At 53.7% G+C, this 18350-nt stretch carries 16 protein-coding genes; 7 read left to right on the forward strand and 9 right to left on the reverse strand.

Annotation, left to right across the window (positions count from 1 at the left end; all coding sequences use genetic code 11):
* Nucleotides 1–3: 3 nt before the first annotated feature.
* The 7 genes from AC2FI7_RS20015 to AC2FI7_RS20045 form a co-directional block, all read right to left on the reverse strand.
* Complete coding sequence (locus AC2FI7_RS20015) at nucleotides 4–1626, reverse strand: dihydroxyacetone kinase subunit DhaK (protein WP_010442357.1); 1623 nt, start codon at nucleotides 1624–1626, stop codon at nucleotides 4–6.
* A gap of 11 nt (nucleotides 1627–1637) precedes the next feature.
* Nucleotides 1638–2630, reverse strand: a complete 993-nt coding sequence (locus AC2FI7_RS20020; protein ID WP_010442358.1) for an ABC transporter ATP-binding protein — start codon at nucleotides 2628–2630, stop codon at nucleotides 1638–1640.
* Nucleotides 2623–3720, reverse strand: coding sequence for an ABC transporter ATP-binding protein (locus AC2FI7_RS20025; RefSeq protein ID WP_010442359.1), 1098 nt, complete (start codon nucleotides 3718–3720; stop codon nucleotides 2623–2625). Before AC2FI7_RS20025 ends, AC2FI7_RS20020 begins: the two co-directional genes overlap by 8 nt.
* Nucleotides 3721–3722: 2 nt before the next feature.
* Nucleotides 3723–3911, reverse strand: a complete 189-nt coding sequence (locus AC2FI7_RS20030; RefSeq protein ID WP_010442360.1) for a hypothetical protein — start codon at nucleotides 3909–3911, stop codon at nucleotides 3723–3725.
* Nucleotides 3908–4846 (reverse strand): carbohydrate ABC transporter permease, encoded by a 939-nt coding sequence (locus tag AC2FI7_RS20035; protein ID WP_010442361.1) that lies wholly within the window; start codon nucleotides 4844–4846, stop codon nucleotides 3908–3910. The genes AC2FI7_RS20030 and AC2FI7_RS20035 overlap by 4 nt, the downstream gene beginning before the upstream one ends.
* Nucleotides 4843–5790 (reverse strand): carbohydrate ABC transporter permease, encoded by a 948-nt coding sequence (locus tag AC2FI7_RS20040; RefSeq protein WP_010442362.1) that lies wholly within the window; start codon nucleotides 5788–5790, stop codon nucleotides 4843–4845. The genes AC2FI7_RS20035 and AC2FI7_RS20040 overlap by 4 nt, the downstream gene beginning before the upstream one ends.
* 78 nt (nucleotides 5791–5868) lie before the next feature.
* A complete protein-coding gene (locus tag AC2FI7_RS20045) occupies nucleotides 5869–7188 on the reverse strand; it encodes an ABC transporter substrate-binding protein (RefSeq protein ID WP_029622076.1) in 1320 nt (439 codons plus the stop codon).
* 386 nt (nucleotides 7189–7574) lie between these two features.
* On the opposite strand from AC2FI7_RS20045, the gene AC2FI7_RS20050 reads away from it, so the two are divergent.
* From AC2FI7_RS20050 to AC2FI7_RS20065, 4 genes are all read left to right on the forward strand, one after another.
* Nucleotides 7575–8354, forward strand: a complete 780-nt coding sequence (locus AC2FI7_RS20050) for an MOSC domain-containing protein (RefSeq protein ID WP_037321646.1) — start codon at nucleotides 7575–7577, stop codon at nucleotides 8352–8354.
* Nucleotides 8355–8585: 231 nt separating this feature from the next.
* Entirely contained in the window at nucleotides 8586–10043 is a 1458-nt protein-coding gene (xylB, locus tag AC2FI7_RS20055) for a xylulokinase (RefSeq protein WP_010442365.1), read from the forward strand.
* The gene (locus tag AC2FI7_RS20060) at nucleotides 10040–10987 is read left to right on the forward strand and encodes an aldose epimerase family protein (RefSeq protein WP_010442366.1); all 948 of its coding nucleotides are present in this window, start codon (nucleotides 10040–10042) and stop codon (nucleotides 10985–10987) included. The genes xylB and AC2FI7_RS20060 overlap by 4 nt, the downstream gene beginning before the upstream one ends.
* A 1-nt stretch (nucleotide 10988) precedes the next feature.
* The gene (locus tag AC2FI7_RS20065; RefSeq protein WP_496816633.1) at nucleotides 10989–12290 is read left to right on the forward strand and encodes a cytochrome-c peroxidase; all 1302 of its coding nucleotides are present in this window, start codon (nucleotides 10989–10991) and stop codon (nucleotides 12288–12290) included.
* On the opposite strand, the gene AC2FI7_RS20070 is transcribed toward AC2FI7_RS20065, so the two are convergent.
* Both AC2FI7_RS20070 and AC2FI7_RS20075 read right to left on the reverse strand, forming a co-directional pair.
* The gene (locus AC2FI7_RS20070; RefSeq protein ID WP_496816635.1) at nucleotides 12291–13802 is read right to left on the reverse strand and encodes a CRTAC1 family protein; all 1512 of its coding nucleotides are present in this window, start codon (nucleotides 13800–13802) and stop codon (nucleotides 12291–12293) included.
* Nucleotides 13792–15009 (reverse strand): ROK family protein, encoded by a 1218-nt coding sequence (locus AC2FI7_RS20075; protein WP_496816637.1) that lies wholly within the window; start codon nucleotides 15007–15009, stop codon nucleotides 13792–13794. Before AC2FI7_RS20075 ends, AC2FI7_RS20070 begins: the two co-directional genes overlap by 11 nt.
* A 151-nt stretch (nucleotides 15010–15160) precedes the next feature.
* On the opposite strand from AC2FI7_RS20075, the gene xylF reads away from it, so the two are divergent.
* The 3 genes from xylF (at nucleotide 15161) to AC2FI7_RS20090 (ending at nucleotide 18345) form a co-directional block, all read left to right on the forward strand.
* Entirely contained in the window at nucleotides 15161–16180 is a 1020-nt protein-coding gene (gene xylF / locus AC2FI7_RS20080; protein ID WP_029622078.1) for a D-xylose ABC transporter substrate-binding protein, read from the forward strand.
* Nucleotides 16181–16243: 63 nt separating this feature from the next.
* A complete protein-coding gene (locus AC2FI7_RS20085) occupies nucleotides 16244–17542 on the forward strand; it encodes a sugar ABC transporter permease (RefSeq protein WP_010442371.1) in 1299 nt (432 codons plus the stop codon).
* A complete protein-coding gene (locus AC2FI7_RS20090) occupies nucleotides 17542–18345 on the forward strand; it encodes an ATP-binding cassette domain-containing protein (RefSeq protein WP_010442372.1) in 804 nt (267 codons plus the stop codon). Before AC2FI7_RS20085 ends, AC2FI7_RS20090 begins: the two co-directional genes overlap by 1 nt.
* Nucleotides 18346–18350 lie beyond the last annotated feature (5 nt).

The following is an 18350-nucleotide window of genomic DNA, read 5'->3' on the forward strand; positions in this document are numbered from 1 at the left end:
TTTTCAACCCTCAATCTCCCGCGCTAAGCCCTCAAACAACAAAGCAACGGCCTCAGCGCCAGGATCGTTATGACCAACTAGGTTTTCTTCGGGAACATAAGCTGCGCGGCCTGCCTTCGCACGTCGAATATTCGCGGTGTTGTTCGCGCCTTCGCGGGCAGCCTCGGCCGCATGCGCCAGACCAGATGGCAGAGCGGCAAGTGCCGGTGCCAGGGCGTCAATCATTGTCCTGTCACCTACCTTGGCACCCCCAACCTGGCTGACGCGATTCAGACCTTCGACCAGAGACTTCGGTACCGAAGCCCCGCTCGCAGAGGCATCTCCAGCCGCGTTGAAAAAAATAGCGAGTATCACGCCGGAAGAACCACCCATTGTCTGGCTTAACTCATTGCCCAACGCCGGAAACAGTTGTGTCAGATCAGCGAGCGGCATTCGGTCAAGGCTACTTTGCAACGCTCTAGCGGCCGTCGCCAACGTGCTTCCTGTATCGCCATCTCCGGATTTCGCGTCCAGCTCGTTCAGGTTCTTCTCGGCGTTGATGAGCAGTTCAGACAATCGGGTGATCGTCTCCCTTGTGGCGGGATTGTTCGAAGGAATTGGATCGATAGGGGTCAGGCCATCAGGCAAAGGCGCTACTTTTATCGGGTCGATGGAATTGACACCGGGCCAAGCCGCCAGATCAACAGGAGCTTCAAGTGCCGCTAAATCGTCCTGATCTACAGGCAGAATAGAAACAGAAAACCCGTGCATATCCAGCGATGTCATCATTGGCGCTGGGCCGATGATGTGATGGGCAATACCAGTCTCGGACAAGGCGTGCGTGAGGACAGCCATTTCTAGCGGAGTTGTCGACCCAAGGTTGTTGACCAACGCCACACAATCCCCAGAACCCACCCTTTGCTTCAGCTTCTCCACCACTGTGGACATGGCCGATACAGCATTTGAGAACTCGACTTGCTGTACACCGGGCTCGCCGTGGATGCCTAAGCCGAGCTCCGCTTTGCCGGGTGCGATCCGGTCTTCCTTTGGAGATCCCGGAACGGTACAGGTGTCAAGGCTCATACCGATGCTGACAACCTTTTCTATAGTGCTTGTTGCTGCTTTGGTAACGGTGTCTAGGTCAGCACTGCTTTCAGCGAGCGCTCCGGCGATTTTGTGCACGAACAACGTACCTGCCACGCCACGTGGTTGCGGAAGGTCGGGCAGGGCGATGTCATCATCAACAACAACCATCTCTACCTTGCGGCCCAATGCACGGGCGCGTTCAGCCGCCAGTCCAAAGTTCAACCGATCACCGGTGTAATTCTTCACGATAAGCAAACACCCAGCCTCACCCGTAACCGCAAGAATGCCCGCCAGTACCGCCTCTACCGACGGGGAAGCAAACACTTCGCCGCACACCGCTGCTGTCAACATACCGGGGCCAACAAAACCTGCATGGGCGGGTTCGTGGCCAGATCCTCCGCCGGACACCAAGGCGACCTTCGACTTGTCCCAATCCGACCTGAAAATCACCTTGATGTGTGGGTATCCGTCCAGCCGGGTAAGTTGCCCTCCGGAGGAGGCCAGAAGGCCGTCTATCGCCTCTGTCACCAGAGTTTCTTTTGTGTTGAGGAACTGGGCCATGATTTTGCTCCTTAATTCACTCGCGCGCCGGACGCGTCAAAATACAAAGGGTTGTGGGGGCGGATTTTTATAACTTTTCCAGATGGATAATCCTGATGGACATCAATCAAGGTCACAACCGGGTGATCGTTTAAGTCCAGGTGCAACCGCGTTTGATCCCCCAGATGCTCAGCACGTATGACACGCGCTTCACTGCCTTCGCCTTCAATGATGTTTTCCGGGCGTAGGCCAATCTGCGGGCCTTTGTGATCGCCTTCGAACAACCCGGACGGCAGGATATTTATCCGCGGCAGACCCAATCGGCTGGCTACGTAAACACTGCCCGGGTTTTCATAAATGTCCCGCGGTGTTCCGTACTGAACCAACCGGCCGTTCTCCAAAACGCCGATATGCGTCGCCATTGTCATGGCTTCGACCTGATCATGGGTCACGTAGAGCAAGGTTGACCCCAGATCGGCCTGAATCCTTTTCAACTCGACCCGCAAATCCGCCCGAAGCTTGGCGTCCAAAGAACTGAGCGGTTCATCCATCAGGAAGATTTGGGGATCACGCACCAGCGCTCGTCCAATTGAAACGCGCTGCATTTCACCGCCAGACAGTTCAGTGGCTTTGTTATCCAGTTTGTGCGGGATCTGGAGAATCTCCGAGACCTCATTAACCTTCCTGGTGATCTCGTCCTCTGGGGTCTTCAGGATCGGCGACCGCAGAGGGAAGGACAGGTTTTCCCGCACTGTCATATGCGGGTACAGCGAGTATTGCTGGAAGACCATCGCTACATCGCGCTGAGCGGGAGTGTCTATTCCAACGTCACGCCCGGCTATGTGCACAGTTCCTGAATCCAGTTTCTCGAGTCCGGATATCAATCTCAGCGTCGTTGTTTTTCCCGCGCCAGTCGGGCCCAACAACACCACAAAGGCACCGTTGGGGATCGTCATCGAGATATCATCCACCGCTTTAAGATTGCCGAAGGACTTTGAGATATTCTCCAACACGACTTCAGCCATTGCTTAGTACCTCGTCGTTCAGAGCGGACCTCAACGCGCGTCCGGTGGATTTTTCAAAAAGGGTTACAGCAGGTGAGCGGAACTGTAACCCCACTGACTCGCCGGGATTAACGACTTCGCGTGCATCAATTCGCGCTTTAAGTTCACCGTTCGGGCTTTGCAGTGTAACGATTTGGGTGGTCCCCAAGTATTCTGCGGCCAAGACTCTGGCCCGGTATTCGCTCCCATCCGACAGAAAAACATGCTCGGGGCGAACGCCAAAAACCAAGTCACCTTCCGCCCCTTCCATCAGCCTCGGCACGGCTTCGTCATGGCCATTCAGCCGAACCATTTCCGAACCAGGCTCGACCTTTCCCTCAAACGGCAGGAAGTTCATCGAAGGAGACCCGATAAAATCCGCAACGAACATCGTAGCTGGTTTGTCGTAGATTTCCTGGGGTGTACCGAATTGCTCGATCACAGCGTTGTTCATCACAACGATCTTGTCGCCCATTTGCATGGCTTCCAACTGATCATGTGTCACGTAAACAGTGGTCGCGCCCATGCGATCATGAAGTGCCCGCAGTTCTTCGGCCATGTGCTCGCGAAATTCGGCATCCAGGGCACCAAGAGGTTCGTCCATCATGAATGCCTTGGGTTCGCGAACAATCGCGCGTCCAAGCGCTACGCGCTGTCTATCGCCGCCCGAAAGCCCACCTACTGGGCTATCGAGGATGTCGTTGATCCCCAGAATTCCCGCGACTTCCTCTACTTTGGCTTTGACAGCAGCACGCGGCATGCCCTGCGATATCAGGGGGTAGCTGATATTCTTGCGCACGTTCATGTGGGGATACAGCGCGAACATTTGGAACACGAAGGCAATGTCCCGCTCCGACGGTGGCCGCTGGCTGATCTCTTCACCGTCCAGATAGATTTCACCCGATGTTGGAAGTTCCAATCCAGCTATCATCCGCAGCGTCGTCGTCTTTCCGCAGCCGGATGGCCCGAGCAGCATGAAAAACTCACCGTCCTCAATCGTGAACGAGCTTTCGCGGACAGCCGTGAAATCGCCAAACATCTTTCTTACGTTTTTGACTACGATCTGGGCCATTTCTACTCCGGGAAATGACTGACGATGATGAACATGACGGTTCCGATCAGCGTGACGATGAAGGAATAGGTGAAGGCCCAAAGGACAAAGGGTTGCATCAGCATGAAGACTCCCAGTGCGATAAGGATGGTTGCGACCATCTCCCACGGGCCGCGGCGGAGCCGCATCAATCCGGTTAGAAAATCGCTCATTTGCGCACGGCTCCGAATGTGATCCCACGCAGCAAATGTTTGCGCATCAGGATGGTGAAAATCATGACGGGGATCAGGAAGATCGTGGCACCTGCCGCCACAGCAGGCCAGTCCAGGCCCCCAATACCAATAATGGTCGGGATGAACGGTGGTGCAGTCTGCGCATTCGCGGATGTCAGCAGCACGGCAAACGCGTACTCATTCCAGGCGAAGATCAGGCAAAAGATAGCTGTTGAGGCTATGCCGGTTGCGGCTTGCGGCAGCACCACTTTGTAGAACGCCTGAAATCTCGTGTAGCCATCTATGAGGGCGGCCTCTTCGTACTCTCTTGGGATTTCGTCGATGAAACCCTTCAGCAACCAAACCGCCAAGGAAATATTCACGCCCGTATACAGCAGGATCATTCCCAAATGCGTGTCGCTGAGACCAAGGTTTCTGAACATCAGGAATATTGGAATGGCGACGGCGACCGGGGGCATCATCCTTGTGCTGAGGATGAAAAATAGAAGGTCGTCTTTGAGCGGTACTTTAAACCTGCTGAAGGCATACGCGGCCAGCGTGCCAAGGAAGATACTCAAGAACGTTGAGCCAAATCCGATGATCACCGAATTCATAAAGCGTTCCCCGAACTTGGATGGCCCGACAATCACCATGTCGTATTGGCGCACGATCTCATCGGCCCAGTTCTGCGGTGGGTTTGCTTCCAGAAATTCCTGCGTTTGCCGTGTTCGTGTGGTGAACAGGTTGACGTAACCTTCAAGTGTTGGGTCAAAGACCACTTTGGGTGGGTAACTGATCGCATCGGCCGGGGACTTGAAGCCAGTCAGCAAAATCCAAACCAGCGGGATCATCGTGATCAGCGCATAAGTAATTACCAGGAAGCCTGCGATCCACTTGGACCGGTTCGAAGGTTCGGTGACGGAAAAACTGCTCATCTCTGTTTCACCTTGTTCAGGGCTTTGACGTAGATCGACGCGAGGCCGAACACGGTGACGAAAAGGATGATCGCATAGGCCGAGGCATAGCCCGTACGCCATTTCTCAAAGGCTTCGCGTTTCAGGTTGATCGAAGTGAGTTCCGTTACAGAACCGGGGCCTCCGCCGGTTAGCTGAACAACCAGGTCGAACATCTTGAAGTTCTCTATGCCTCGAAACAGCACGGCCAGCATCAGGAACGGTAGCACCATCGGGATGGTAATCGTAAAGAACTGTCGCAGCTTGCTGGCCCTGTCGATTTCAGCCGCCTCGTAGATGTAGTCGGGAATGCTGCGCAGACCGGCCAGACAGATCAGCATCACGAAGGGGGTCCACATCCAGGTGTCGACGATCACGATCGCCCACGGAGCCAACGTCACGGATCCCAGCATTTCAAAGCTCGACGGGTCCTTGCCGGTAAACCAGGACACGATGTAGTTAAACAGTCCGATTTGAGGTTGATACAGGAACTTCCAGAAGTTCCCGACAACCGCCGGGGACAGCATCATTGGCAGCACGATAATCGTGGTCCAAAGATCGTTGCCCTTGAATTTCTTGTTGATCAACCACGCCAGAGTAAACCCGATCAGGACCTGGAAAAAGATCGTCCAGAACAGGAAATGCGCCGTCGCCTGCATATTTAGCCAGGTGTCCGAGTCCGTCAGGATACGCTCGTAATTCCTGAGGCCGACATCTTTGACTTCACGCCCGATCCGGTTGGCCTTGTAGTTGGTAAAGCTCAATTGGATGGTCCAGATCAACGGAAAGATGTTGATCGCCAGCAAAAGAAAGATCGTTGGGGAGATGAAAATCCAGGCGATCGCGCGGTCGGATAATCCTCGGATTTTTCGCGCAACTCGCTCGGGCGTTGCCTGCGCAACGCGATCTATTGTCCTGTCAGACATCTCTTTGCCAGTTCTTGTTGGTTTAGGACTCACGGGTGAAGGTGGAGCGGGTTTGCACCCGCTCCTGTCTGCGTCGGACTACAGCTTGCCTTCGTCTTCAAAGACTTCCGTCCAATCTTCGATTAGAAGATCAAGCGCTTCTTGAGCTGTACCTTGGTCGGCAACCACGTAGTCGTGGATGCGCTTCTGCATTGCCAGCAGCAGTTCCGCATAGGCAGGCTCTTGCCAGAAATCCTGTACACCGCCCATTGCTTCAAGGAAGTCGCCGGCAAACGGTTGGCTGTCTACGAAACCAGGATCTTCCAGTACGGAGTTATGCGCCGAGTAGCCGCCGAGCTCCCACCATTTGGCCTGAACTTCCGGCTGTGCAAACCACTTAATGTACTCAAGTGCGGCGTCCTGTTTGTCAGAGTAGCTGACGACAGAAATACCTTGTCCGCCCAGTGTCGAACCTGCCTGATTTTGTGGTGGGTTCACGAAGAAGTCGATCTTGTCACCGCCAGTATTGGGGTCGGCATAAAGACCAGGGAAGAACGCAAACCAGTTCATAGCCATGGCGACCTGACCGGACTTAAAGGCGTCCAAGCTCTCACCCATGTAAGAGTTGGTATATCCCGGAGGCGTCGCCGTTTTGTAGAACTCCTTGTAGAATTCCAGTGCCTCAACCGCTTCGGGAGAGTTTACCGCGCCTTCCATGTCATATGAGCCCGGGGTGTTTTCATATTTGAAGCCCCAAGGATACAGCGCTCCGGTCACACCCATGGTGATCCCTTCCGAGCCGCGCTCGGTAAAAATTGCGGCGCCATAGACTGTCTTGCCGTCGATTTCACGACCTTGGAAGAACTGCGCAATCTGCAGCAATTCTTTCTGAGACTGAGGTTCACGAAGGTCCTGACCAGTTGCTTCTTTGTATGCGGCTTGGATTTCGGGGTTTTCGAACCAGTCCTTGCGATAGAACCAGCCGTTTGCATCGCCCATCGCAGGCAGCGCGTAGTAATTTGGTGTGCCCTTAGGCCAGGTCGAGTAAGCGTAAACAGTGGCCGGCGCGAAATCGTCCATGCTGATGCCTTCAGCATCAAAGAACTCGTTCAGCTGGACATAATGACCATTCTCAGCGCCACCGCCAATCCATTGGCTGTCACCGATCAGTAGGTCGCAGAGCTTACCCCCAGAATTCAGCTCGTTCAGCATCCGGTCCGCAAAATTTGGCCAAGGAACAAATTCGAAGTTCATGGTGTGGCCGGATTCTGCTTCAAATTCTTTTGATAGCTCAACAAGCGCGTTGGCCGGGTCCCATGCAGCCCAACAGAGCGTCAGATCTTCAGCATTTGCCTTGGTAGAAAGAGTAGTAGCGGCAAGGACTATTGCGCTGGTCGAGGCCAGTTTTGTGTAAGTCATCCATTCCTCCCTTTTTGCGCCGTCAATCGAGGATGTGCGAATCGCGGCATACATCCAAGGCTATTTGAGGTACGCACCTCAAGTCCAGATATTTTTGAGGTTCGTACCTCAAGAAATCGGAAGAGATAGCCAGTTTTTTCTCTTAGTTATTGAATCATAAAGAAATTACTCATTGACTTTGAGGCGAATGTATTTTCGGCAGCGAGGTATCGAATGGTCATATCGACTTAAATGGGCGCAGCCGTCATGCAGCCAACAGGTTCAGCTAACCCGCTTGTGAAGCGCTCAATTATTATTTGGTCGATACCTTTGAGAATTCGAGATAGCGTCAAACAGTGCGGACAGTTCGGGACCGTGCATAACTCTTTTTGGTCAGGTGCAGACGTATGAGCAATCTCTCCATCGTCCGATTGAACCGCTACCCTATAAAAGGCTTGAGTTCCGAGCCTATGCGCACTGTGACGCTGCGAGCAGGAGATGGCATTCCGGGCGATCGCCTGTTCGGATTTGCTCGCTACAACTCCGGTTTCGACATGCAGAACCCAACGCCACTGCCGAAAGATCGTTTTGTCGTTTTGTTGAATGAGGCTGCACTGGCAGGCATTCAGACCGATTTTGAAATTAAGTCCCAGGCACTTGAGATCAATGCGAACGGAAAGATACGACGCTTTGATATGCGAGCGTCTGAAGATCGGGAGAAGGCAGCAGAGTTCCTTTCTTCGGAGATCGATTTAAAAGATCCTGAGCTGCCAAAGTTTGTCTCTTCCACTCCTCATAGGTTTACAGATGTATCTGTTGTATCACCGCAAATGATGAACGCGATTTCCGTTTTGAATCTACCCTCTGTGAAAAAGTTGGGCGAACAACTGAACGCAGAAATCCACCCGGCGCGCTTCCGAGCGAATATTGAGATAGACGGATTACCTTCGTTTACTGAGCTGGATGCAGTTGGATCAGTTTTAAGATTTGGCGATGTCGAGTTGAAGATACTCTCGCGTACGAAAAGGTGTGCAGCAACTGAAGTGAACCCGAAAACGGCCGAGCGCGACTTGAAAATACCCTACCTTATTCGGAAATTGATGGGCCATATGGATATGGGCGTCTATGTCGAAGTGATTAATGGTGGAACGCTAGCTGTCGGTCAAACTGGAGAAATACTCGCTTAGACCTTGCCTCTTGCCAAAGAGGCTTTTCTAAGAGGTTTGCGCCATGTTCGGTCAGACGATTTTACCCAACTCTTGCTCAGTCTTTCTTTTGGCTGTCCAGGGTATCGAAGGACGTCGCGTTCGTGTTTTCTGATCCAGATACGATTGGAGGGCACTCCTTTTACGGAGCCTTGACAAGATCCCTGTTTCAATAAATTTTAGCCATTAAAATATTTAGACAGGTGGTGCTCAATGTATCTGGGCTTGGATTTGGGAACGTCAGGTCTCCGCGGGATTCTGGTAGATGACACAGGACACGTTGTCGGTGATGCCGAAGTCAGCATTTCCACTTCGACACCCAAGCCTAGTTGGTCTGAGCAGGATCCTTTGGATTGGACCAACGCTTGCGAAGAGGTTGTTGGGAAGCTTCGCGTCGGCAACCGGCAAGCGTTCTCAAAATTGCGAGGTATTGGCCTAAGCGGACACATGCACGGCGCTACACTACTGGATCCTGATGGCGAAATATTGAGGCCCTGTATTCTTTGGAATGATACTCGGTCAGCCGACGAAGCGCGGACACTAGATCAAACACCAGAGATGCGCGCAATATCGGGAAACATCGTATTCCCGGGGTTTACGGCGCCGAAACTCGAATGGTTGCGCGCGAATGAGCCGGATGTATTCTCAAAGGTGGGCAAGGTATTGCTGCCGAAAGATTATTTGCGGTTTTGGCTGACTGGCGAATATGTTTCGGACATGTCAGACAGCGCAGGAACATCCTGGCTGGACGTTGACACTCGGCAGTGGTCAGAAAAGGCACTAGCCATAGGTCACATGCGCACCGAGCAGATGCCGAGCTTGGTTGAGGGCAGTGATCGGGGTGGAGAGTTGAAGGTCCGTTTGAGACAGGATTGGGGGCTTTCGAATCCGGTTGTCGTGGCTGGTGGTGCCGGCGACAATGCTGCCGCTGCCTGCGGTATAGGGAGCATCAACGACGGCACCGGGTTTGTCTCTCTTGGGACGTCTGGTGTGTTGCTCGTTGCGCGGGAAGCCTATGCTCCGGATCCGGAAACCGCCGTGCACTGCTTTTGCCACGCAGTCCCGGATCGATGGATACAAATGGGCGTCATGTTGTCAGCAACGAACAGCATGAATTGGCTTTCTCGCAATTTGGGTGAACCTGTGGAAAGACTCGCTGCATCTATGCCGGGAAAATTGAACGGACCTTCTGCGATCACGTTCCTGCCATATCTGTCAGGAGAACGGACGCCGCATAACAATAGCCATATTCGTGGCGCGTTTTTGGGTGTGGACATCTCGTCGGAGCCCGCTGAGTTGACCCAGTCTGTAATGGAGGGTGTTTCTTTTGGAATGAGAGATTGCCTGGAAGCACTGAAGAGCACCGGAACCCAGCCAAATAGCCTTATGGCAGTAGGGGGAGGTGCACGATCTCAGTTCTGGCTGGAAACCTTAGCTACTGTTTTGCAAGTTCCACTGGAAATGCCAAAAGGCAGCGAATTCGGTGCCGCTTTGGGCGCTGCGCGACTCGCGATATGTGCTGTCAACGGCGCTGAACCGGCGCAAGTTATGACGCCGCCGGAAATTCGGGAACGCATTGAACCACGAGGCGACCTGATTGATGCCTACGAAAACGAATACCGGAGATATAGGCAATTCTATCAGGCGCTTGCGCCGCTGGCATTAAGATGAAGCTAGAAACGGGTAAGCCCTATCAGATTGAAACAGCTATTCTTACCGATGGGAATATGCGCGTTTCGGTTTTGAACTATGGGGCGATCACGCAGGGTTGGTGGTACAAGGACGTGCCGCTCATCCTTGGGTTTGACGATCCAACTGCGTATCTCACCGATACGCGTTACCTAGGCGCAATTGTAGGGCGTGTTGCCAACCGGATCAGCGGCGCGAAGTTTGACTTGGAGGGCGCTAGTTTTGAACTGAACGCCAACGAGGGAAAAAACACCCTACATGGCGGCGACGATGGGCTGTCTAAGCAGTTTTGGGACCTCAAACAGATTGCACAGAATGAAGTCTTTCTGAGCTATGTTTCTCGCGACGGGGAGGGCGGCTTTCCAGGGGAGATCAGCTTCGAGGTCAGGATCTGCCTACAGGGTCAACGCTTGGTCTATTCAATATCTGCACAGCCTGATCGGCCGACGCCGATTAGCATTGCGCAGCATAACTACTACACTTTGGGTGCTGCAGGAGGCATAGACGAGCATAAGCTGAAACTCGCTTCAAATTGGTATCTGGAAATCGACGATCAGGGTGTTCCGTCGGGCAGAGTGCTTGCGACCAACGAAAACGGGTTGGATTTTTCAACGGCCAATACGATTGGCAGTGTTTCGGAAGGGATCGATCACTATTTCTGTTTTGATCATGATCGCGACCCAAAAACTCTGGTGGCGGAAATCACTTCACTCTCTGGCCTTGCGTTGACCGTCTACTCAGACCAACCCGGAGCACAGGTCTATTCGGGCTATGAGATGACAAAACCGCGTCGCGCTTCGCATGGAGTGTGTTTCGAGCCATCGGGTTATCCCAACGCACCGAATACCTCGTCGTTTCCTTCAATCATCTATACTCCGGAGAATCCGTACCGGCAGGAACTTAATCTAGAAGTTTCTGAGGAATGACATGAGAGCAGTTTCGCTATTCTTGGCTTTCGGATTAGCAATCTCTGTGGTGGGTGGCGCGGGTGCCCAATCGCTTGGTCCTTTGCCGGAGTTCCTCGAACCCGACTTTGCAAGTGCTGAGCTGGGGCGTTTGCTGTTTTATGACCCGATCTTGTCTGGCAACAAGAATATCAGCTGCGCGACCTGTCATCATCCCAGGCTTGGCACGTCCGACGGTGTTTCCCTTGGTATCGGGGAAGGGGGAATTGGGTTGGGTCCAGAGCGGACATTGGACCCAGAGAACACCCCGGAACAACGTATTCCTCGAAACTCACCAGGGCTTTGGAACCTCGGAGCCACTGAGTTCACGACGTTTTTCCACGATGGGCGACTAGAGGCAGACTCAACGCAACCTGATGGTATCAGAACCCCGTTGGGTACTCATATGCGGTCTGGTTTCAATTCAGCGCTGGCCGCACAGGCCATGTTCCCGGTTTTGTCGCCAGACGAAATGGCGGGTCACTATTCTGAGAATGACGTGAGCAAAGCGGTTCGCCTCGGATTTCTAACACAGCAAGGCGGTGCGTGGGATCTGATTGCAGAACGTGTTGCGGCCATTCCAGAGTACGAGCAGAGGTTTGAGGACTTAGCGCCGGATGATGGAATTACGTTCACGGCAATTGCCAATGTAATCGCGGACTTTATCGCATTCGAGTGGCGTGCGGATAACAGCCCGTTCGATCGCGCGATGCGAGGTGAGGCCGCGCTTTCAGAAGAAGCCGAGATTGGGATGGGCTTGTTTTATGGAAAAGCTGGTTGCAGCAACTGCCACTCGGGCTGGTTCCAGACCGATCACAAGTTTCATTCGATTGCAATGCCGCAGATCGGCCCGGGAAAGGCAGCGCGATTTGAAAACCATGTCAGGGACGACGGGCGTCTTCGCGTGACCGGTGATCCCGACGACGCGTTTGCTTTCCGCACGCCATCTTTGCGCAACGTGACCCTAACTGCTCCGTACGGACATAACGGAGCTTATGCCGACCTTGAAGATATTGTGCGCCACCATCTGGACCCGGTAGCGTCCTTGCGAAACTACTCGATCGAGATGGCCACCTTGCCGGACTTCCCCGGCTCTGACGACCAAAGAGCAATGTTGGATAATCAGAACTTGGGTGCGATTGCCAAAAGCAACAGCTTGTCGAAAGTAAGCCTGACGGATCAGGAAATTGACGCTCTTCTCAGTTTTCTTAAAAGTCTTGAGGATCCGGCGCAGCGACTAGGTGTACCTGACCAAGTTCCAAGCGGGCTGCCGGTCGACAAGTAATCAGCGTCGAATTCGGATGATTTGGTTGGAGGGGTATTCCCGCCACTCGCTTTTCGCTCCATCCGGCCAGATCATTCGAACCTTCGCCTTGTCTTCCTTCCCAAGTCCAAAATGATGAAAACCGGCGATACCACCTGCGTGGCCGCCGCCGACTGTAAGTTCGCGGGTCTGACCGCCTTGCGAAGTTATAACCTCAATAAATCCACCAATTGCTGCGCGATTGGATTGATCCTGAGCGACATCCAGCAAGAGCCAATCTCCACCTGGTGAAGTGTTCTGACTGACTTCGAGCTCAGAACCTCGGTTGACGACCACCAGATCCAGCTTCCCATCGTTGTTCAGGTCAGCAAGCGCCGCGCCACGAGACTTAGCCATCGAAGCAGCACCGGCATCTGCTGCAGCTTCAATAAACTGACCGTCGGAGTTCTGTAGTAGTAGGTTATTGGGATCGTTCAGAGCCGCATCGGGCATCTGTTCTACGTTTCCCTTGGCCACGAATATATCGTCCCGGCCGTCGTTGTTGACGTCGCCAAACTGTGCGTGCCACCCGGTGGATGGCCTTCCGTCTCCACCGATATGCGGTCTATGAGCGGTCGTACCCTTATCGTAAGTTGCATCGCGCCAGGTCGGTCCGTTTGTCACTGGGTCAAAAATCTGGAGTTTCTGGTCACCCATCGAAGTCAGATAAACTTCGGGAAATCCATCTCCTGTAAGGTCGCGAGAGGCGATCCCCATTCCCCAGATCGAAAATGGAAGCCAGCCTTCGTCTTCCGAGTATTGCCGAGGCTCAGGCTCCATCGCCCATAACTGCTCGTGACCGCCGCGAACATAGTAGTGACGGTCATTGCTGATGCGAAGATCAGCGCGGCCAGTTCGAGCCCAGTCCGAAAACAAAATAGAAAGTGAGCAGTAGCCGGGCTCAAGATGCAGTGGCTCGTGATACAAGTCGCCTTCTGGGCGGTACAAAAGGGTTGGTCCGCAGGATTCAAAAGGACCTTCGGGATCAAACCGATCAACATAGGTGCCAAACGCCAAGGTCGGTAACGTTTGCCCGCTTTCCCATGTTGCCGAGAACCCTGTGGTCCAGTGATCCTCGGACTGAAACCCGAGTTCAGTGAAAGGGCTGAATTGGCAGTCGTGATGGCCCCGAAGAAGCAGGTCTGGGCCAACACGCAAAATCGCCAGATCCATTACGCCGTCGCTATCAACATCAAGAGGGTAGGTGCCGGACACACCGGCCAGCGAAAGATCTTCAGGCGTCTTTGCCTGAAATGCTATCTGTTCCTTCGAGGTATTGATGAACAGTTGAGACCGGTTGGAACCGCCAGCCAAAAAGAGTTCTGGCAGCGAGTCCCCATTGCAATCGAAAACGGCCGCACCACCGCCGACAAAATGCTCCCACCCGCCATCATAGACGTGTCTTGGCACATCCATCTTTTTAAATTCAGGAGTATCAGCGCCCGCATTCGCAACTGTGGCCAAAGCCGCAATTATCGCAAACTCAAGGCGCATTCGACGTCAGCTCCTTGACCTTTAGAATCGAGACTTGCTCAATTCCATAGGCTGCTGCCCCTTTGGCCCACATCATGTCGCCCCAGTGATGAACTTTGATCTGGGGCAAAGGTGCATCGACATTCACAACGCCGTTCCGAATGCGGGTCATAACTTCGCTGGAACACAAATGTTCAAAGCTCATTTGTGCCCCCGAGACGATAATGCACTCTGGGTCAAACAAGTTGATCAGGTTGGAAATTCCGAGGCCAAACATCTGACCTGCGCGGGCAAGCACCGACGAAGCTCTGTCGTCGCCTGAGTTGGCGCGGTCATGTATTTCGGAAACGGAGTCCATGTCGTTGGTATGACCGGTGACTGTCATCTCACGGAGCAGAGCATAGTCACCCACATAGGCTTCAAGACACCCGCGTTGACCGCATTGGCAAAGGGCCCCGTCAAGCTGAACTTTGGTGTGCCCAAACTCAGCGCCACAGCCTCGTTCTCCACGGTATAGTTTGCCGTCCAATACGATGCCAAGGCCAACACCGTGTTCGATCGTAACGACGAGGAAGTTCTCTAAACCCTTGCCCAAGCCAAAAAGCTGTTCGGCCTTGGCGACAAGATTGGCATCGTTGTCAACGAATGCGGGGCAGGGCAGTTTATTTGAAAGCAGGTGGCTGAAGTCAATATTTCTCTCGGTAATTGAAGAAGACCAGTGGACAAAATTCCTGTTTGCGTCGACCAGTCCGGCCACCCCGATAGAAACACCTGCCAAATGTGCGACGGAACGGTCGATCTGACTGCAGGTTTCTTCAAGTGCTTCGCGGATCGCCGATACAAATTCTTGCGGCAACATTCTGGCGTGGTCCAGAGCATACTTATGGGATGCGACTTCGTTACCTTCAAAGTCGACCAAGATAACTGAGATCACTTGCCGAGCCACCTTTAGACCGGCCACAAGGTGCATCTGGCCGTCCAATTGCAGCAATACTCTGGGTCTGCCTCTCTTTCCCGACTTGGACTGTGCCTGGCTTTCAGTCTCTTTGACCAACCCGGCCGAGATGAGATCAGCCGTGGCTGCGGTGACGGTCGCAGGGCTGGTTTGCAAGGCGGATGCAATATCGATCCGCGAGACGGACCCCTTGGCTCTGATGTGCTCCAATACCCGTATGCGGGTCGTATTTCTTTGTTCCAAAGAAACCGGAGAGGCTTTGCTTTTCAGCATTTTGTCCTCGCGAATCTTGCTGTTGGTCCAATCTATTTGAATTTGACTGCCTCTTGTAGAGTAAATATTTTACCGACTGAAATAAATATGGTATTGAAATTTGTGAGAGCCGCGAATCGAAATGCGATGGCTCGGCAAATGGGAGGAAATCATGAAAAGAATTCTCAGCTTTTCGGCTGTGGCCACTTTGTTGGCTTCGACCGCATTCGCAGAGCCAGTGGTCGGCGTAAGCTGGTCGAACTTTCAGGAAGAACGTTGGAAAACGGATGAGGCGGCCATAAAATCGGCACTTGAAGCTGGCGGTGCCGAGTACATTTCGGCAGACGCGCAATCATCGTCGGCAAAGCAGCTGTCGGACATTGAAAGCCTGATCGCCCAAGGCGTGGACGCGCTGATCATTCTGGCGCAGGACGCGCAGGCCATCGGGCCAGCGGTTCAGGCTGCGGCGGACGAAGGTATCCCTGTGATTGCCTATGACCGCCTGATCGAAGACGACCGAGCATTTTATCTGACCTTCGACAATGTCGAAGTCGGCAGAATGCAGGCCCGCGCTGTATTTGAGGCCATGCCGAAAGGCAATTATGTCATGATCAAAGGCTCTCCCACGGATCCAAATGCGGACTTCCTGCGGGGTGGTCAGCAAGAGATCATCGGCGCAGCTGTTGACAGCGGTGACATAGTAATCGTTGGTGAGGCTTATACGGATGGCTGGTTACCGGCGAACGCGCAGCGGAACATGGAACAAATCCTGACCGCGAACGAGAACAACGTGGATGCAGTCGTTGCGTCGAATGACGGTACTGCAGGCGGTGTTGTTGCTGCGCTGACCGCACAGGGCATGGAAGGCATTCCGGTTTCCGGTCAGGACGGCGACCACGCAGCATTGAACCGTGTCGCACTGGGTACGCAGACGGTTTCGGTTTGGAAGGATGCTCGCGAACTCGGAAAGGCCGCTGGCGAAATCGCTGTCACATTGAGCGGTGGTACAAGCCCTGCTGATGTCGAAGGCGCAGTTAGCTGGACATCACCGGGTGGGACCGAGATGAACTCGGTTTTCCTGGCGCCTGTTCCAATAACTAAGGACAACTTGTCCGTGGTTGTTGATGCCGGATGGATCCCGCTGGAAGATCTTTGCCAAGGCGTTGAAAACGGACCTGCCCCTTGTAACTAAACCACTCAGCCCTGGGCCTCTTAGTCTGGGCCTGGGGCAAATGCTGAATATGAAAGATCGGAAATGACCGAAACTTCGTCTCAGCCGATACCTGAAAAAGCGAAACCCAGCCTGTTCCAGCAACTGGAACTGGACATGCGACTTTTGGGAATGATCGGCGCGTTTGTCATCCTGTGTATCGGGTTCAACATCTTCACGGACGGACGGTTCTTGACGCCTCGGAACCTGTTCAATCTCTCCATCCAGACGGTTTCAGTGGCCATTATGGCGTGCGGAATGGTGTTCATTATCGTCACTCGCCACATCGACTTGTCGGTAGGAGCGCTGCTGGCAACAACCTCAGCCGTAATGGCAATGACGCAAACCGAGCTTTTGCCGCAAATACTTGGGATGGGATTGAACAATCCTGCAACTTGGGCGATCACCATTGTAGTCGGGCTGTTTGTCGGCACGCTGATTGGTGCGTTTCATGGCTGGATGGTTGGCTACCTGACGATACCGGCCTTCATTGTCACGCTTGGTGGATTTCTGGTTTGGCGAAACGTGGCGTGGTATTTGACCAGCGGCCAGACGATTGGTCCTCTGGATAGTACATTCCTGATGTTTGGCGGGACCAACGGTACGTTGGGAACGACGACAAGCTGGCTGTTTGGGCTTTTCGCTACTGCGGTTGCCATCTGGGCTTTGTGGAGTGGCCGACGCGCAAAAGCGGCACATGGCTTCCCTGTGAAACCTGTTTGGGCCGAGGCCACTCTGGCCGGGATAATCGCAATTGCCATCCTTGGGTACGTTTACATCGTAAACAGTTACGCCATTCCGACGCGCCGGCTGCAACGCATGTTCGAAGCGCGCGGAGAGACAATGCCAGAGGGGCTGGTCGTCGGATACGGCATACCGATTTCTGTACTCATCCTAATCATCGTGGCCGTCACGCTGACAATTGTGGCGCGGAAAACCAAGTTCGGCCGATACATCTTTGCTACTGGCGGCAACCCGGATGCGGCAGAGCTTTCGGGCATCAACACTCGGCTGCTGACTGTGAAGATTTTTGCGCTGATGGGTTTCCTGTGCGCCGTATCCGCCGTGGTCGCCTCGGCCCGTCTGGCAAACCATTCGAACGACATTGGTACGCTCGACGAACTACGGGTTATTGCCGCTGCAGTGATCGGAGGAACCGCATTGTCTGGTGGCATCGGCACCATATACGGCGCGATCCTTGGCGCATTGATCATGCAGGCGCTGCAATCGGGCATGGCAATGGTTGGCGTAGACGCACCGTTTCAGAACATAGTCGTCGGCAGCGTCCTCGTGTTGGCCGTCTATATCGATATCGTTTACCGTAAGCGACTGGGGGCCAAGTGATGCAAGCTCAGGATACTCAGAAAAGACTTTCCGGCACTGGGCGCGGTTCAGGCGCACCGCCATTGGTCGAGATGCGCGACATCTCGATTTCCTTCGGTGGGATCAAGGCCGTCGACCATGTTTCAGTCGATCTCTATCCGGGTGAAGTCGTCGGTTTGCTAGGCCATAACGGGGCCGGAAAGTCCACGTTGATAAAGGTATTGTCCGGCGCCTATCAGATGGACCACGGCGAGATTCTGATTGATGGCAAGTCGGTCGAGATTGACAATCCCCGTGATGCGCGGGCGAATAACATCGAAACGATCTATCAGACGCTCGCATTGGCCGACAATTTGGACGCGACTTCGAACCTTTTCCTGGGGCGCGAGATGACGACGCCGTTCGGGTTGGTCAACGACGCAGCCATGGAGGCCGAATGCCGAAAGATAATGGCGCAGCTCAATCCGAACTTTCAGAAGTTCAATGATCCGGTCTCCGCCTTGTCGGGTGGGCAAAGGCAATCAGTGGCGATCGCTCGGGCTGTCTACTTCAACGCACGCATTCTGATCATGGACGAGCCGACAGCGGCACTTGGGCCACATGAAACGCAGATGGTGGCGGATCTGATTCACCAACTGAAGGCACAAGGCATCGGGATATTTCTGATCGATCACGATGTGCATGCCGTTATGGAGCTGTGTGACCGCGCCTCGGTCATGAAGAACGGGAAATTGGTCGGGACGGTCGATATCGCAGACGTCACTGACGACGATCTTTTGTCGATGATCATTCTCGGCAAACAGCCAGCACAAAAAGCAGAGTAGGGGGC

It is taken from the genome of Ruegeria sp. YTSA064, from assembly GCF_059610325.1.

Bases quoted from the DNA above. Each gene is read 5' to 3' on its own strand.
- AC2FI7_RS20015 (WP_010442357.1), bottom strand. From the start codon at position 1,626: ATGGCCCAGTTCCTCAACACAAAAGAAACTCTGGTGACAGAGGCGATA.
- AC2FI7_RS20020 (WP_010442358.1), bottom strand. From the start codon at position 2,630: ATGGCTGAAGTCGTGTTGGAGAATATCTCAAAGTCCTTCGGCAATCTT.
- AC2FI7_RS20025 (WP_010442359.1), bottom strand. From the start codon at position 3,720: ATGGCCCAGATCGTAGTCAAAAACGTAAGAAAGATGTTTGGCGATTTC.
- AC2FI7_RS20030 (WP_010442360.1), bottom strand. From the start codon at position 3,911: ATGAGCGATTTTCTAACCGGATTGATGCGGCTCCGCCGCGGCCCGTGG.
- AC2FI7_RS20035 (WP_010442361.1), bottom strand. From the start codon at position 4,846: ATGAGCAGTTTTTCCGTCACCGAACCTTCGAACCGGTCCAAGTGGATC.
- AC2FI7_RS20040 (WP_010442362.1), bottom strand. From the start codon at position 5,790: ATGTCTGACAGGACAATAGATCGCGTTGCGCAGGCAACGCCCGAGCGA.
- AC2FI7_RS20045 (WP_029622076.1), bottom strand. From the start codon at position 7,188: ATGACTTACACAAAACTGGCCTCGACCAGCGCAATAGTCCTTGCCGCT.
- AC2FI7_RS20050 (WP_037321646.1), top strand. From the start codon at position 7,575: ATGAGCAATCTCTCCATCGTCCGATTGAACCGCTACCCTATAAAAGGC.
- xylB (WP_010442365.1), top strand. From the start codon at position 8,586: ATGTATCTGGGCTTGGATTTGGGAACGTCAGGTCTCCGCGGGATTCTG.
- AC2FI7_RS20060 (WP_010442366.1), top strand. From the start codon at position 10,040: ATGAAGCTAGAAACGGGTAAGCCCTATCAGATTGAAACAGCTATTCTT.
- AC2FI7_RS20065 (WP_496816633.1), top strand. From the start codon at position 10,989: ATGAGAGCAGTTTCGCTATTCTTGGCTTTCGGATTAGCAATCTCTGTG.
- AC2FI7_RS20070 (WP_496816635.1), bottom strand. From the start codon at position 13,802: ATGCGCCTTGAGTTTGCGATAATTGCGGCTTTGGCCACAGTTGCGAAT.
- AC2FI7_RS20075 (WP_496816637.1), bottom strand. From the start codon at position 15,009: ATGCTGAAAAGCAAAGCCTCTCCGGTTTCTTTGGAACAAAGAAATACG.
- xylF (WP_029622078.1), top strand. From the start codon at position 15,161: ATGAAAAGAATTCTCAGCTTTTCGGCTGTGGCCACTTTGTTGGCTTCG.
- AC2FI7_RS20085 (WP_010442371.1), top strand. From the start codon at position 16,244: ATGACCGAAACTTCGTCTCAGCCGATACCTGAAAAAGCGAAACCCAGC.
- AC2FI7_RS20090 (WP_010442372.1), top strand. From the start codon at position 17,542: ATGCAAGCTCAGGATACTCAGAAAAGACTTTCCGGCACTGGGCGCGGT.